Genomic DNA, 16,524 nt, shown 5'->3' with positions numbered 1-16,524 from the left:
TTATACCTTATGTATTGTCTTGGTTCATCTTAAAATGGCAGATTATTTCTGATTAAATAATCAATTCTAATATTAAAAACAATTCGAGGAGCTAGGGTATTCAGCAAGTATACGTTCTGAACTCGTCAATTTAATCTTTTTATTTAAGAGGTATTTTTAAAACGTTCAATTCGCTCCTTTTCTTTCTCATCACTACTGTCCGCAATCCTTTCGCGAGTTGCTTGAATTTGAGCTTTCATGTCCGCAAATTTACTGTCTAGACGTCCTGTAGTTCCATTTAATTCCTCAATTTTTTGCTCAAGCTCTTTTGAGTATCTTGTTATGATTGAATCGAGGCACTCAAGAGATGCTTTAATGTCTGTTATCGATGAGGAGCCGTTCATTTTATCCAGTGCGTAAACAAGTTCATCATGGAACGCTTGCGCAATCGCAGACTTGGCTTGAGTTAACTCATTTTTGAATACATCTCTAAACAATTTTGTTTTGGTACTGTTAAGATATTCATCAAGAGAATTTAAATTACTTATCATAAGTGCTTTAACTTGATGCACAATATCGATTGCGGGAACTTCATGCCATGGATGATCATCTCCCTCTAAAAGAACTGTTCTAGATAAAAGTCCAGATGCTTTGCCTGGTTTCCTTCGTAAATATACTTTTGTTTCTGAAATATCTACGCCACGATCGCTTAAATATTCTAAAAAACGTGCCACAGAATACAATGAAGGCTTATAATGTCCACTATAAGTATTAATACTAATTAATTTACCATTTTGTATTTCCATCTCTCCTGCGGCTAATACAGGAGCACCTGCATTCATTGATGAATGTGCAAGTTTTCTACGTTGTTTATCCTCTTGTACACCTAAATGCTCAAAAGCAGAAAGCTCACCATTCGCATTTAAAGTAAATGCGACAAATCCAGGTTTGTTGTGGGCAATTAATTCGGAGGAATCAAAAACCCGGCCTTTTTTATGAAGTAAGCCATTATGGATTTCAATCCGATACTCTGCTCTTTGCTCTGGTGTTAAATAGGTAGTACCCCAGGAGCTATCAATTTTTTTAGAGCCTTGGTTAACATCGAGGAGTTCTCCCGCATCAAAGGCTTTTTGAATATCTGCTTGTGCAGAAACTTTAGAAATAGGCGTAGCCTTTAAGACTCTATCACTTTCAAAGTGATATATTCCTTTGGATAGCATGGGGATATAATTTGGATTGTTTTGTTTTTTACTTTCCCTTTCATCCATTAAATTTTTTAGAAGCTGGTTAAGTCCATTTTTGTCAGTGGAAAAATTTTTGATATCAAAAACATAAATCATAAAATCTAGAGCTTTAAGTCGAGCATTTTTTGATAAAAATTGATTATTATAATCAGCCCAAGCCTGATCGAGTCGTGTTGCGAGTGTTCCACCTCTACTTGAAAAATATTTCTTAGTCATTTAGAGCTCTAAAGGCAACCCATATAATGAATTATAGTTCGAATTGCTACAGTTCAGAGCCCACTACAAATTAGTCGTTTCCAGGCCAATCATTAATTTTAATATCGAAATGATTTAATAATGCGATGACCTCCGGGAAGGAAAAGCGTGCCAGTTTGATTATATTTTCATTTGGATCAATGGTGTAATTGATAGCATTTGTAAAATCGGCAGAATATAAATTTGTATGGAGAAATAGGCTATTCAATAGGTCCGATTCCACAAAGCTTGCATGACTTAAATTTGCTTCTCTGAAATCAATATCATGCGCTTTACATTCTTCGACAATCAAATTAGAAAGTTCTAATCCATAAAAACTAGAATGGCTTAAGTTGCAACTATAAAAATAGAGAGGGCTTGTAAGTTTGACTAAGGGCCAGCTCAATTCGGTCCAGTTTACTCCTATGATTTTTGAATTTTTAAATGAAACTTCTGAAAACTTACAATTTGGAAATTTTGCCAACGCCAGATCGCAGGATTCAAAATCACACTCAGTGAATTTTATATTACTGAAAATAACGTCAATAAATTTGCATTGCTTGAACTGGCAGTTTTCGAAATTAAGCTGTTCAATTCGTGTTTTTTCAATAATTAATTGGGTGAATGTTTGATTAAAATAATTTTTTTCAGTAAATGGAGACGACATATATTTTCTCTATATTTAAATTAAAGATATAGGGGATACGAAGCATTCACGACCACGTCATCCTGAGGAATTGTCGACGAAGGATCTCCTGATGGTCATCATAACTCATCTTCTGGAGGTCTCCTCACTGTGTCTTCCAATTCACCTTAAGTTTTCCTGGACTTATAACACTCCCCATGTCCCGTGACTTGTCCTCGGGATCCAGGGAGTGAGGCACTAAGTTTGCTTTTTCCTGGATGCTGTGAACAAGTCGTAGCAGGTAGGGTTTCCTGGCTTCAATGGAAACTTAAGGTGAATTGGAAGCACTACGTTCGGGATGACGAATAGGGTACACACTTTATGTTTCATTTGCTGTTGTATCGGTTTCCATGAGTTCCAGCTCATCTAATTCGATATCGACGGACTCAATTTTTTGGAAACGCGATGTAATTTTTTTAGCAGAAGTATTTACTTCACTAACGTCTTGATGCGCCAAATTAATATGCTTGGAGAGCTTATCCATTCTTTTTTCAAAGCGTTGGAAATCATCAGCTAAAGCCTGTAAGTGTTTTTGAATAATGTGAACTTGTTTGCGAGTCGCATCATCTTTAAGTACCGCTTTAGCAGTAGTAAGTACCGCCATCAATGTGCTTGGGGAGACAAGCCATACTTTTAATCTTTGAGAAAGTGAAATTAAATCTGGATAATTGGCATGAATTTCTGCAAAAATGGATTCTGCAGGAATGAACATCATCGCCCCATCAGTAGTTTCATTGGGAATGATGTATTTTTCTGCGATGTCTTTAATATGTTTTTGAATATCCTGACGAAATTGCTGTTGTAACGATTTCTTCTCGACTGAACCTGCATCTGTACTAATCAATCGCTGATAGGTTTCCAAAGGAAATTTAGCATCAATCACCACATTACCGGTGGGCTCTGGCAAAAATAAAATGCAATCGGCACGTTTTTGATTGCTTAAGGTATATTGCATTGCAAAATGATTGGGAGGAATCATATTACTAATTAGCGTTGCCAGTTGTACCTCACCAAAAGCTCCCCGCGCCTTTTTATCAACTAATACATCTTGCAAGCTGACCACATGACTCGATAATTCAGTGATTTTCTTCTGCGCCTCATCAATGATGGTTAATCGTTTTACTACATCGATAAAAGTAGAAGAGGTTTTTTCAAAGCCTTCCGTTAGTTTATGATTGACTTGTTGCGTTAAACTATGGAGATGATTGCGAATTTCTTCAGTAAGCAACTGCAAATGCGAGGTGAGGGAGCTGGCATGTTGCTTGAAACTATGGCTTATTTGTTCCCGAACGTCGGTCATTTGCTTTTGGACTGTATCATGGATAAGTTGTTGCGTTAATAATTGTCCTTGGGCAATTTTCGCACTTACATCCAAGTGCACTTGGTGTAGTTGCATGGTAAAGGCCTCAATAGTTTTTTCATTAAACTGTCTACTCAGTTTTTTTTGTTGGCTTTGGCTTATCAAAAGCCAAATTAAGAGTAAAAATTGCAGGGCTAAAGCACATGCCACGCCCTCAAGTAAGGTTATTGAAGATAAAAATTGCATTAATTAGTCCAAAAGTTGGCTGAGTTTAATCGGCTGATCGTATTGATAAACTGGTTTTAGTTGCCCGTAATCAGTCAGGTGCAAATAACCAACAGAGAGCTGATCCTCTGCTAAATGTGCAAAATTGTCAAAGCTAAATTTAATTATTTGTTTTCCTGGTTCGAGCCACTGGGCACTCTGCGTTGTTTCAATCGGAATATTCGTTCCCTTTGAGTTTTTCTTGTATAAAACGCTTTGTAATGCGTATCGACTTGCTGTAGCCACTTCTACCTTAGCAGCTAAAGTTAAAGGATTTGAGGAAATCTTTTGGATGCTAACAAGACTGGCAGAAGGGATTGCATAGGAAAATGCAGCGCGTCCTGTGCGATGAATCGGGCCATTGTCATGAAGTTCGCATAATACATCTACATCGATATACCAATTCACTCCATGAACATTTTCATCTGACGTTAAAAGGGCACTGGCTTGGAATTGGTTGCGCTTTACCTCTTTTATTTTAAGAGGAATTGTTTGGTTGTTAGGACCTATTAATGTCGCATTGATATCATCTGCAGGATAGGACGTTATATTATCTTTTAAAGTAATGAGCGCGTTAAATTGAGCTCCATATTGATATTGCAATGCAGATGGTTCAATTTGTAAATAAATTAAAGAATATTTTTCAAAAACATGAATAAGATAAGTATCTGCTTCATTTGCAGCGTTTGTTGATTTACTTTTGATTACATACTTACCAATTCCTAACTCGGGTTTGATTTGCATCATGGCCTGATGTGACCCGATTTTAAGTGATTCATCTATGGCTTCATCCTGACTATATAGAGAAGAGGCATCTTTTAAACTCATGAATGTACCAGAGGCACTTTTTAGCTCCAATTCAGGCATGGATTTATCTTTTTGCAAAGGAATAATGCGTAGTACTGCTTCTGGTGCTTGAATCGGTAAAATAACCCCTTTTTGCAATTGGGCAGCAGTTACTCGTTGTTCATAACTATAACTTTTTTGAATGTTGCTTTCTGCTTTAGTTAAAGAAGTGACTCCCATGCTCCAGTTATCCTGCAAGTGCTCATGTGATAAAGTATCGCAAACATCACATTCATAAGATTTCACCGGAGTTTGTGGCAAGGTGAATGCGTTGACTTGTGCGCAACAAAATAAAGACAAGAAGGTGAGAGTAGTTCTCATTTTACAGCTCCTTTAGAATGTAATACTGAAATCAGTATTTTATCCAGTCCAAAACATGAATGACGACTTTGGTTATGACTAAGTGTCGTCTGATCTTCCGTTTGTTGTTTATCGTAAAACCAAACTGATCCTGCCGCAATTTGGGAACTACAATTTAAAAAACCATCCGCACATGAATCCAAATAAATTTTAGCAAGTTTTAAACCGCTATTGAGTAAATAACCATTACAGTAACTGGCTGAAGAGAAAGGGGAGGAGATAACATTAGTTCCTATCACTGAATCAAAAGGTAAGGGTAAGGATGGGCGATTTTTAGTACCAAATAAGAGTTCTTCGTTGTAGATATGCATGTCACCTACCCGTTGTTGTCTCACTGCATCTCCTGTATATCCCAATAACCAACTCAAGCTTGCTTCAAAAATACCTCCATTCAAGAGCATATCGGCAAGCGGTGTACCTCCACTTGAAGGAGCTAAAGCGACAATTTGTTTGATTTTTCTTTTTAATAGCATGTAGCGTTTGTCGTAGGTTGGGTTAGAAAGAATCCAACGCATTACATTTCCGCCATTGGAATGGGTGTAGAGAATTAGAGAGTCAATTTTTTTATGATTTATAAAATCTAATAACTGATTTGCAGTACACCCTGCAACAGCTTCATCCCACATGTATTTGCTGTAATCACAATGAACTACATAGTAGTTTCCAGGATTAGGAAGTGCTTGAGCAATATCTTGAATAAAATCGGTTTTCCAATAATCACCCTCGGCATCTTCTCGGTGGTCATTTGTTCCATGGACAAAAGCAATACCCAAATTGCCATATTCGTGAGATTGGGGAAGAGCATAAGTTAATGTAGCGGATACAAGTAAAAATACTGCGGCTAAAATACGTTTAAAATCCATTTTTATCACGCCTCGGTTTCTGTTGAGTCGATATGTATCTATAGCATATTTTTTAATGATAAACTAATGTTTTAAGATGATTGCTTACCCCTCTATAAGGTTATAAATTAATGCATAGCTGAGTGAGGTACAGACTGTTAGAAGATTAGAATTATGGATGGAAATGAATGAGTATTGATGAGATAAAGGAACAAATTTCTGAGTTGCAGAATAAAATTAGGAAGTATGATTATCACTACTATGTACTCGATGAACCATTGGTTCCTGATGCCGAATACGATAGATGTTTTCGTGCATTACATGATTTAGAAGCCAAGTATCCTGAATTATTGACGGCCGACTCACCCACTCAACGCGTTGGGGGTACTCCTGCCGATGCATTCATGCCTGTTACTCATCGACAACCTATGTTGTCCTTATCGAATGTATTTACTGAAGAAGAGTTGCAAGCCTTTATTAAACGAGTTACCGACAAACTGGATGAGCCACTCCAGCAATTGGTTTTTACGTGTGAACCTAAATTAGATGGCCTTGCTGTCAACCTTACCTACGAAAATGGAACATTAGTTTCTGCCGCAACACGCGGGGATGGAACTACAGGCGAAAACATTACTGCTAATATTAAAACAATCGCTGCGGTTCCTTTGATTTTAAGGGTATCAAAACCACCTCGTTTTATCGAAATCCGTGGTGAAGTGTACATGCCGAAAGCAGGATTTGAAGAGTACAATGAAAAAGCTAAAGAAGCAGGAGAAAAAGTTTTTGCTAATCCTCGTAATGCTGCTGCCGGGAGTTTACGACAATTGAATCCTGCCGTGACAGCAAGTAGGCCTTTAGCTATTTACTGCTATGGAATTGGGGCTTGCGAAGGGTACAGTTTACCAAACACGCATTGGGAGCAATTGCAACTACTCAAAGAGTTTGGTTTTAGGGTTTCTTTGGATACAAAAAGAGAGATTGGTATTAAGGGTTGTTTGGATTATTACCATGGTATATTAGCCAAGCGTGCTCAACTTCCCTTCGAGATTGATGGGGTTGTTTATAAGGTTGATAGCATACCTTTACAACAACAACTTGGTTTTATTTCAAGGGCACCTCGATTTGCTTGCGCCCATAAATTTCCTGCGACAGAAGAGATGACCGAACTTTTAGCTGTTGATTTTCAAGTAGGGAGAACTGGCGCTTTAACCCCAGTGGCGCGTTTGGCACCCGTCAATGTTGCAGGGGTTACTGTAAGTAATGCGACATTACATAATATGGATGAAATTATTAGAAAAGATATTCGTATCGGTGATATTGTCATTATTCGTCGTGCTGGAGATGTTATTCCAGAAGTCGTTTCTGTTGTTCTAGAACGACGCCCTGCACATACCAAGGAAATTCAGTTACCTACAACATGTCCTGTTTGTGGTTCTGAAGTGGTTCGCGAGGAGGGGGAAGCGGTTGCTCGTTGCGTTGGCGGGCTATTTTGTAAGGCTCAATTAAAAAGAATGATGTGGCATTTTGCTTCTCGTAAGGCCATGTATATAGAGGGATTGGGGGCTGTGCTTATTGAGCAGTTGGTCGATGAGGGGATTGTCCGTCATTTACCTGATCTGTACACGCTTGATGCTTCTATTTTGGCAAATCTTCCACGTATGGGAGAGAAGTCAGCAACAAATTTATTAGATGCTTTGGAACAAAGTAAAAATACAACGCTTAGTCGATTCCTTTATGCTCTTGGAATTCGTGAAATTGGCGAGTCGAGTGCACGGATGTTGGCAGAGCACTTTGGAGATATTGATGCGATTTCTAAAGCAACAGAAGAAGAGTTGATGAGTTTGCAGGATATGGGGCCTGTAGGTGCTTTTAATGTGGTCCATTTCTTCGCCCAAGATCATAACCGTAAAGTTATTGAGCATTTATTAGCACTTGGAGTTCATTGGCCAAAGATTGAAAAAAAGAAAGTCAATAAAGAACATCTTTTATTTGGAAAAACAGTAGTCTTAACCGGGACTTTGAGTACTATGGGACGTGAAGAAGCGAAAACAAAATTGTTAACTCTAGGGGCTAAGGTAAGTGGCAGTGTCTCAGCGAAAACGGATTATGTGATTGCTGGAAGTGAAGCAGGATCCAAATTGGATAAAGCAAATGATTTGGGGGTTGCTGTTTTGGATGAAGGACAATTTTTGGAAATGTTAGCGAGTTAGAGGCTTTAAATAAGGATATTTTTTTGAATCGTATACAGCGCATAGTTCTGATTGCTCTGCTTTTAAATAGCGCTAGCTTCGCTTATGCTTTGCCATGGGTTTTAAATAATCCATATCCTCAGGAGCAATCAAAAGAAAATATTTATTATTCATCATTTTCTGAACAGCCTAAAACTCTGGATCCAGCGCTTTCTTATTCAACCAATGAGTCTATTTTTATTGCCCAAATATATGAACCGTTGTTGCAGTATGATTATTTACAAAGGCCATACCAATTAACTCCATTAATAGCTACTCAAATGCCCGAGTTACGGTACTTGGATGAGCAAGGTAACCCACTACCTGAAAACAGTCAGCAAACTCCTGCTTTTAGTGTTTATACCATCCACATTAAAAAAGGAATTTATTACCAGCCTCATCCGGCGTTTGCTAAGGATGATACAGGTGCATACCGTTATCATCATATAACACCGGAATATTTAGATGATGAAGGGATTAATCAATTATCTGATTTTAAGAATACTGGCACACGAGAATTGATTGTTGATGATTATATTTATCAAATAAAACGTTTGGCAAATCCTCAATTAAGCTCCCCGATTTTTGGTTTGATGAATGACTATATTGTGGGTTTTGCGGAATATGGGCAGACGCTCCCTAAAAATAATAAATACATTGATCTGCGTAATTACCCTTTAAAAGGTCTTAAAAAAATAGACGACTACTCATTTGAGATCATCTTAAAGGGGGAATACACTCAATTTCTATTTTGGTTGGCTATGAGTTTCTTTTCACCCGTTCCATGGGAAGCTGACTTTTTTTATTCTCAACCAGGAATGTTGGACAATAACATCACTTTGAGTTGGTTCCCTGTAGGAACAGGACCGTTTATGTTAGTTAAAAACAATCCCAATCGGAGTATGGTCTTACAAAAGAATCCAAATTTCCGTGAAGAGTATTATCCCAGTATTGGTTCGGATGAAGATAGAAAATTGGGATATTTAGATAATGCAGGCAAACGTTTACCATTTATTGAAAAAGCAGTTTTTACATTAGAAAAAGAGTCCATTCCGCGATGGAATAAATTTTTACAAGGTTACTATGATAACTCTGTAGTAGGTGCGGATAGTTTTGACCAAGCCATTCATACAAACCGACATGGAAAAGCAGAGCTAACACCCGAGATGCGAAAAAAACACATGTATCTCACCGAAGAATTACAAGCCACTACCTACTATATGGGCTTCAATATGCTTGATAAAGTAGTAGGTGGTTCCAGTGAACGTGCGCGCAAGTTAAGGAGAGCTATTTCCATCGCGGTAAACTATGATGAAAATATAGCCATTTTTCATAATGGTCGAGGTATTCCTGCTCAAGGGCCTATTCCACCCGGAATTTTTGGTTATAAAAAGGGTAAAGATGGTATTAATCCCTATGTTTATCAATGGAACGATGGTGACATAGAACGACGTCCTATAAGCGATGCCAAAAAACTGATGATAGAGGCAGGGTATCCAGATGGAGTTGATCCCGCTACTGGAAGTCATTTAATTTTACATTATGATGTGACCACAACGGGAGCCCCTCAGGACAAGTCATTATTTGATTGGATGCGTAAACAATTTGCCCAGATAGGTATTGATTTGAATGTACGTGCAACCCTATATAATCGTTTTCAGGAAAAAATGCGCACCGGAGATACACAAATCTTTAGTTGGGGGTGGGTAGCAGATTACCCGGATCCTGAAAACTTTCTGTTTCAATTGTATGGTGCCAATGGCAAGGTGAAGTTTAGTGGTGAAAATGCTGCAAACTATCAAAATCCTGAATTTGATCGTCTCTTTAATTTAATGAAAAACAGAAAAAATGATGAACAAAGACAGCAGATCATTGACGAGATGCTCCAAATTGTTCGAAGTGATGCGCCTTGGATTTGGGGGATACATCCTGAAGAGTTTGTTTTATCCCAGAATTGGGTTGCACGCGTTAAACCCAATACGATGTCTTTTGCAACATTAAAATATATTGCCATCAATGTACCTGAACGCAATAAATTGAGACTAATCTGGAACCAGCCTATTTTTTGGCCGTTGGGTATCTTATTTGGGCTTATTCTAATCCTAGTTCTTCCTTTGGTTATTGCCTATTACAAGAAAGAAAGAAAACCAGCAGAACGGAAATCTCTATCATGATCAAATATTTATTTCGGCGAGTGACTTACTCGATCCCTATTCTTTTTGGAATTAATCTCATTACGTTCATTTTATTTTTCATGGTGAATACACCTGATGATATTGCGCGGATGCATTTGGGGCAGAAGCATGTGGAGCAGCAAGTGATCGAGGATTGGAAAGCAGCACATGGTTACAATTTACCCTTATTCTACAACGAACAAAAAACAGGAATACAAAAAATACAAGCAACATTGTTCTTTCAAAAATCCATGAAACTGTTTACTTTTGATTTTGGGGTCTCTGATTCTGGACGTGATATTAGTGAGGATATTACTTATAGAATGTGGCCGAGTCTTTCAATCGCCGTTCCTGTTTTATTATTGGATATTGTTGCTAATATTATTGTAGCAATGGCTATGGCCTTTTTTAGGGGGACGTATCTTGATTTAACTGGCGTGGTGCTGTGTATTATTTTAATGTCCATATCCAGCTTGTTTTATATTATTGGTGGCCAATATCTTTTTGGTAAATTATTACGTCTCGTACCCATTTCAGGCTATGACGGGGGTTTTGAAGCGTTGAAGTTTGTTATTTTGCCAGTTACGGTCGCAGTACTTAGTGGCTTGGGGGCTGGTGGTCGTTGGTATCGTACTTTGTTTTTAGAGGAAATGCATAAAGACTATGTTAAAACGGCCAGAGCTAAGGGGTTATCTGAGCAAAAAGTAATGTTCAAACATGTATTAAAAAATGCAATGCTTCCCATACTAACCGGGATCGTAGTACTTATTCCTTCATTATTTATGGGCAGTTTGATCTTGGAGTCCTTCTTTGGCGTACCAGGTTTAGGCAGTTATACGATTGATGCGATTCAACAACAAGATTTTGCTATAGTACGTGCTATGGTGTTCTTGGGGTCAATTCTTTATATTGTTGGCTTGGTATTAACTGACATCTCTTATATGGTGGTTGATCCCCGCGTAAGGTTATCTTAAATGTATATTGATGAGATTAGTTGAGAAGAAAAAATGACTTTTGAGTTTCTATGGACTGATAAATGTTTTCTCACCTTATTGGCCTTAAGTATATTGGTTATTTTGTTAAGCTTGCGCAAGCAGCATATAAGACGTTCTTTTTCCATAATTTTGCATAGGCCCATTGCTGTAAGTGCAGGCATCATCTTATTATTTTTTATGACTATTGGTGTTTTGGATTCGATTCATGTTACCTCGGTACATAAAGACTCAGAAACGGCAACTACAGTGTTGGATAGGATTCTGGCTCCTATAGATCAGATTTCCGAAAAAACATATTCGGCCCCTTTAGCTTTAACGCAGTTCATCAGTGAAACTACCTTAATAAATGGTGTTGTTAAACAAACGCATCCAACATTAATTTATCCTGGACAAAGGGTAAAAACCGAAACAGAAAAAAATGAGGTCATAGAAAGTTCAATTAGAAGTGCATTGAAAATCAGTATATTAACAGCATTTTTTATAGGACTAACTCTCATTTTGACCCGTTATAGTCGTCGATCAAAACCTTTGTTTGCTTTAAGTGCTACCAGCTTAAGTACCATAATTACCATAGGTGGCCTTACATTTTTTGTTGTGCTTGGTTATGAGCTTTCAAGAGTATTTCATGTATTGGGTACCGGGCAAATTGGCCAAGATATTTTTTACTTTACTATTAAAAGTATTCGTACTGGTTTGGTCATTGGTCTTTTAACCACTTTATTTATGCTGCCTTTGGCTTTATTTTTAGGGGTGGTTGCTGGGTATTTTGGTGGTTTGGCAGATGATCTGATTCAGTATGCTTATACTACTTTAAGTTCGATACCCGGTGTTTTATTAATTACTGCCTCAGTTTTATCTTTGCAAGTGTATATAGCTAATCACCCCGAGCAGTTTACTACCTTGGCTCAGAGTGCAGATGCACGTTTGTTAGCACTTTGTTTCATTCTAGGAGTAACGAGTTGGACTAGCTTATGTCGTCTTTTGCGAGCAGAGACTTTGAAATTGCGTGAAGTGGATTATGTTCAAGCGGCACGTGCTTTAGGATCCAATTGGTTTACCATTATTCGCAAACATTTACTGCCTAATGTGATGCATATTGTGATAATCACCTTGGTTTTGGACTTTAGTTTTCTCGTTATGGCCGAGGCATTACTTTCTTACGTGGGGGTAGGCGTTTCTCCCATGACAATTAGTTGGGGAAATATGATCAATAGTGCACGCTTTGAACTTGCACGAAATCCAGTGATTTGGTGGCCCATGCTGGCTGCGTTTCTCTTTATGTTTTTGTTAGTTTTAGCAATTAACTTATTCGCAGATGCGGTCCGGGATGCTTTTGATCCACATCAATCCCATATTTGAATAAAAAAATAGTTTTGGTCCCTATATTATGGGTCTTGTTTATCCTGCTATGCAGGTAGGCAAAACGCTTGATTTAGGTTAAAGTTCCTCAATTAAGCTTAATGAGTTAATTTCCTTATGCAACAACGTTTTGTACATTTACGTGTTCACACTGAGTTTTCTTTAGTTGATGGTTTGGTTCGGGTTAAGCCTTTAATGAAAGCGCTACCATCTCGAGGAATGTGTGCTGTTGCGGTAACTGATCATTGTAATTTGTTTGCGGCAGTGAAGCACTATAAAACTGCTGTTGATGCGGGAATCAAACCGATTATTGGAAGTGATTTACCTTGCCATGACCCTGAGCAACCTGAGCGTGTTTCTTCTATAGTTCTTTTATGCCTTAATTCGGAAGGTTACAAAAATTTAACATGCCTTGTTTCTAAAGCCTACCAAGAAGGGCAATATCAAGGACAACCTCGAGTACACAATCAATGGATTAAAGAATATTCCTCAGGGCTTATTGCTTTATCAGGTGGACGATTTGGTGATATTGGACAGGCTTTATTAGCCAATGATGATGCATTGGCCAAAAGCAGAGCATTATATTGGCAAGCACTTTTTCCTGATCGTTTTTATTTGGAAATTCAACGTACAGGGCGGCCTGATGAGTCCCGTTATAATGAAAAATTAATTGCATTAGCTGACGAGTTGAGATTACCGCTCGTTGCTACCAATGATGTACGTTTTCTTGATCAAGAAGACTTTGAAGCTCATGAAGCTCGTGTTTGCATTCATGAGGGTTATTCATTAGCAGATCCTAGAAGAGCGCAAAAATATAGTGCGCAACAATACTTACGCTCAGCCGATGAAATGGTTGCTTTATTTTCGGATTTACCTTCTGCAATAGAAAATACTGTTGAAATCACGAAACGCTGTACCGTAAAACTGGACTTAGGTAATAATTATCTACCCAATTTCCCGATACCGGATGGCTCTACTGTTGAGGAGTATTTATCTCATTTATCACAAGTGGGGTTGGAAGAGCGTTTACAACAAATATTTAAAAACAAACCTGAAGCACTGCAGACCTCTCGAGAAGAATACGATAAACGTCTTCAAATAGAATTGGATGTTATTAATAACATGGGTTTTGCTGGCTACTTCCTTATCGTAGCTGATTTTATTCAATGGGCCAAAAAAAATGGCGTGCCTGTAGGACCTGGACGGGGTTCGGGAGCCGGCTCATTAGTTGCCTATGCATTAAAAATTACCGATTTAGATCCTTTAGAATATGAATTACTTTTCGAGCGTTTTTTGAACCCAGAACGGGTTTCAATGCCTGACTTTGATATCGATTTTTGTATGGAAGGGCGTGATCGAGTCATTGATTATGTGGCGGAAAAATACGGCAGACAAAGCGTTTCACAAATTATTACCTTCGGTACTATGGCTGCAAAGGCAGTAGTGCGTGATGTGGGACGCGTGTTGGGTCATCCTTATGGCTTTGTAGATAAATTAGCAAAATTAATTCCTTTTGAAATCGGTATTACATTAAGCAAAGCGATGGAGCAGGAGGAAGAGCTCAAGCGTCGTTATACCGAGGAAGAGGAGGTCAAAGAGTTAATTGATTTGGCTTTAAAACTCGAAGGAATTACACGGAATGCGGGAAAGCATGCTGGAGGGGTAGTTATTGCACCATCCCAGCTTACAGATTTCACAGCTATTTATTGTGAAGAAGGCTCCAACCAAATTGTTAGCCAATTCGATAAAGATGACGTTGAAGCAGCAGGTTTGGTCAAATTTGACTTTTTAGGATTACGTACCCTGACGATTATTGATTGGGCATTAGCCACAGTAAATAAGAAACAGGTTGCGGAAGGATTACCATCAGTTGATATCAGTCAAATACCCACAGATGATGCCGCGACTTTTGATTTATTAAAGGCATGTAAAACAACAGCAGTGTTCCAGCTGGAATCCCGTGGTATGAAGGAATTAATTAATCGCTTACAGCCGGATTGTTTTGAAGACATTATCGCGTTGGTGGCTTTATTCAGACCAGGACCTTTACAATCCGGAATGGTGGATGATTTTATTGACCGTAAGCATGGTCGTGCTGCTGTTGACTATCCTCACCCTGATTTGGAACCTATTTTAAAACCAACATATGGCGTTATCTTATACCAAGAACAGGTAATGCAAATTGCGCAGGTATTAGCAAACTATACTTTAGGGGCAGCGGATTTATTACGTCGCGCCATGGGAAAGAAAAAGCCAGAAGAAATGGCAAAACAACGAGAAATTTTTACTCAAGGAGCAACTGCCAGAGGTGTTGATGAAAAGGTCGCAACCCATATCTTTGATTTAATGGAAAAATTTGCTGGTTATGGTTTTAACAAATCACATTCAGCAGCTTATGCTTTGGTCGCTTATCAAACCGCTTGGCTTAAGGCGCATTATCCGGCGGCATTCATGGCTGCGGTAATGTCTTCGGATATGGATAATACGGATAAAGTAGTCACCTTTATTGATGAGTGCGCTCATATGAAATTGAAGGTTTTGCCGCCTTCAATCAATCAGTCAATGTATCATTTTACAACCGCCGATGATGCCACCATTATTTATGGTCTTGGTGCCATAAAAGGAGTGGGTGAGTCAGCCATTGATTGCATTACCGAGGAGCGGAAGGCTGGAGGGACATATACTGACTTATTTAGTTTTTGCCAGCGTCTTGATCTGCGCAAAGTAAATCGACGTGTATTGGAAGCAACCATTAAAAGTGGTGCTTTTGATGAGTGGAATGTGGAACGCGCTATATTGACCGCCTCTTTGGAAAAAGCGTTAAAAGTGGCGGAAAAAGAGCATCAAAATCAATCCAGTGGTCAATTCGATTTGCTTTCATTATTGGAAGATGAGAGTAATGAGCATGAGTACGTACAGTGTAAACCATGGTCTGAGGCTCAACGCCTGGAAGGGGAGAGGGAGGTATTAGGTTTTTATCTAACCGGACATCCAGCGGATCAATATCGACGTGAGTTTGGTGATTTTATCGTTTCAATCAGTCAATTAAATCCATCGATGCACAAAAAAGCCGTGATCTGTGCGCAAATAGTAGGGATTCGCAAGATTGTGACTAAGCGCGGAAAAAAGTTGGTCATTCTAGGGATGGATGATTCTACGGCGCGACTTGATGTTGTTGTGTTTGGAGAGCTTTTTGAGTCTTCCGTTGCGAACTTGGCAACCGGAGATATGTTAGTGATTGAAGGTGAAGTAGCGCATGATGATTATAATGGTGGCGTGAAAATGACTGCAAATTCACTCTATGATGTTCCTACAGCGCGTACTAAATTTGCTCGATGTTTGGAGTTGCGTTTGCATGCTGGGAGCCAAGGAGTTTTAGCTTCCGTTCAGGCTTTGTTAAAAGCTCATATTGGTCGTTGCTCAGTGCAGTTTTCCTACAGAAATGACTATGCAAAAGCGCAGTTGAGTCTGGCACCACAATGGCAAGTGATTCCTAGTGATGAGTTACTTGAGCTTTTAACCAATCTTTTGGGCGATGAACAGGTGGTGATGAAGTATTAAACTGGGTGAGGCGAAGCGGAGCCTGGGGAATATGTGATAGAGAAACCCGGGTTACGGCTTGCGCCTTCACCCAGACTACATGTTATATTTTTTATCCTAATAACTTATCCATTTTGGCTGCACAAATAAAATCATTATGACTTAATCCATTAAGCGCATGAGTCATAAAGCTTACGCGACAATAGTTATATCCGACCTCTAAATCAGGATGATGATTTTCGATGTTTGCTATCCACGCGAGAGCATTGACAAAGGCCATTGTTTCATAAAAATTATTAAAAGATAAACTTCGTTTAATGATTCGGTTATCTGCACTAACTTCCCAATTCTTATTTAACTGTGGCATTAAATTTTTAATTTGTTCGGCATTTAATGCAGCCCCTATGCCTTCACAAGATTCGCAATGTTTGCTGCTTAAGTCACTGGTCATTTTATTTCCTCACTTGCAGGGTC

At 38.7% G+C, this 16,524-nt stretch carries 11 protein-coding genes; 5 read left to right on the top strand and 6 right to left on the bottom strand.

Translation table 11 applies throughout. The annotated features are described in order from the left end of the window. Positions 1–143: 143 nt before the first annotated feature. The 5 genes from ACWTEW_RS07880 to ACWTEW_RS07860 form a co-directional block, all read right to left on the bottom strand. Positions 144–1,439, bottom strand: a complete 1,296-nt coding sequence (locus ACWTEW_RS07880; RefSeq protein ID WP_454781150.1) for a hypothetical protein — start codon at positions 1,437–1,439, stop codon at positions 144–146. A 70-nt stretch (positions 1,440–1,509) separates the two neighbouring features. Further along, positions 1,510–2,124, bottom strand: a complete 615-nt coding sequence (locus ACWTEW_RS07875) for a pentapeptide repeat-containing protein (protein WP_454781149.1) — start codon at positions 2,122–2,124, stop codon at positions 1,510–1,512. Between the two features lie 337 nt (positions 2,125–2,461). Continuing rightward, on the bottom strand, positions 2,462–3,688 hold the full coding sequence (locus tag ACWTEW_RS07870) for a DNA recombination protein RmuC (protein WP_454781148.1): 1,227 nt from the start codon (positions 3,686–3,688) through the stop codon (positions 2,462–2,464). Positions 3,689–3,691: 3 nt separating this feature from the next. Next, positions 3,692–4,873: a DUF4785 domain-containing protein gene (locus ACWTEW_RS07865; RefSeq protein ID WP_454781147.1), complete on the bottom strand. Its 1,182-nt coding sequence runs from the start codon at positions 4,871–4,873 to the stop codon at positions 3,692–3,694. After that, on the bottom strand, positions 4,870–5,775 hold the full coding sequence (locus ACWTEW_RS07860) for a hypothetical protein (RefSeq protein ID WP_454781146.1): 906 nt from the start codon (positions 5,773–5,775) through the stop codon (positions 4,870–4,872). The genes ACWTEW_RS07865 and ACWTEW_RS07860 overlap by 4 nt, the downstream gene beginning before the upstream one ends. Before the next feature lie 167 nt (positions 5,776–5,942). Here ACWTEW_RS07860 and ligA point away from each other — a divergent pair, with 167 nt between their 5' ends. From ligA to dnaE, 5 genes are all read left to right on the top strand, one after another. Continuing rightward, positions 5,943–7,964 (top strand): NAD-dependent DNA ligase LigA, encoded by a 2,022-nt coding sequence (ligA, locus tag ACWTEW_RS07855; RefSeq protein WP_454781145.1) that lies wholly within the window; start codon positions 5,943–5,945, stop codon positions 7,962–7,964. A gap of 23 nt (positions 7,965–7,987) precedes the next feature. Then, positions 7,988–10,156, top strand: coding sequence for an ABC transporter substrate-binding protein (locus ACWTEW_RS07850; RefSeq protein WP_454781144.1), 2,169 nt, complete (start codon positions 7,988–7,990; stop codon positions 10,154–10,156). After that, positions 10,153–11,130 (top strand): ABC transporter permease, encoded by a 978-nt coding sequence (locus ACWTEW_RS07845; protein ID WP_454781143.1) that lies wholly within the window; start codon positions 10,153–10,155, stop codon positions 11,128–11,130. The genes ACWTEW_RS07850 and ACWTEW_RS07845 overlap by 4 nt, the downstream gene beginning before the upstream one ends. Positions 11,131–11,163: 33 nt before the next feature. Then, positions 11,164–12,510: an ABC transporter permease gene (locus ACWTEW_RS07840; RefSeq protein ID WP_454781142.1), complete on the top strand. Its 1,347-nt coding sequence runs from the start codon at positions 11,164–11,166 to the stop codon at positions 12,508–12,510. Between the two features lie 117 nt (positions 12,511–12,627). Further along, positions 12,628–16,071 carry a DNA polymerase III subunit alpha gene (gene dnaE / locus ACWTEW_RS07835; protein ID WP_454781141.1) on the top strand — a complete coding sequence of 1,148 codons (3,444 nt, stop codon included), beginning with the start codon at positions 12,628–12,630 and terminating at the stop codon, positions 16,069–16,071. A gap of 91 nt (positions 16,072–16,162) precedes the next feature. Here the strand turns inward: dnaE and ACWTEW_RS07830 are convergent, their stop codons facing one another. Continuing rightward, positions 16,163–16,501: a 4a-hydroxytetrahydrobiopterin dehydratase gene (locus tag ACWTEW_RS07830; protein WP_454781140.1), complete on the bottom strand. Its 339-nt coding sequence runs from the start codon at positions 16,499–16,501 to the stop codon at positions 16,163–16,165. Between the last annotated feature and the right edge of the window lie 23 nt (positions 16,502–16,524).

This window comes from Legionella stuttgartensis (genome assembly GCF_977063405.2).
This window is presented reverse-complemented; position numbering and strand designations above follow the sequence as displayed.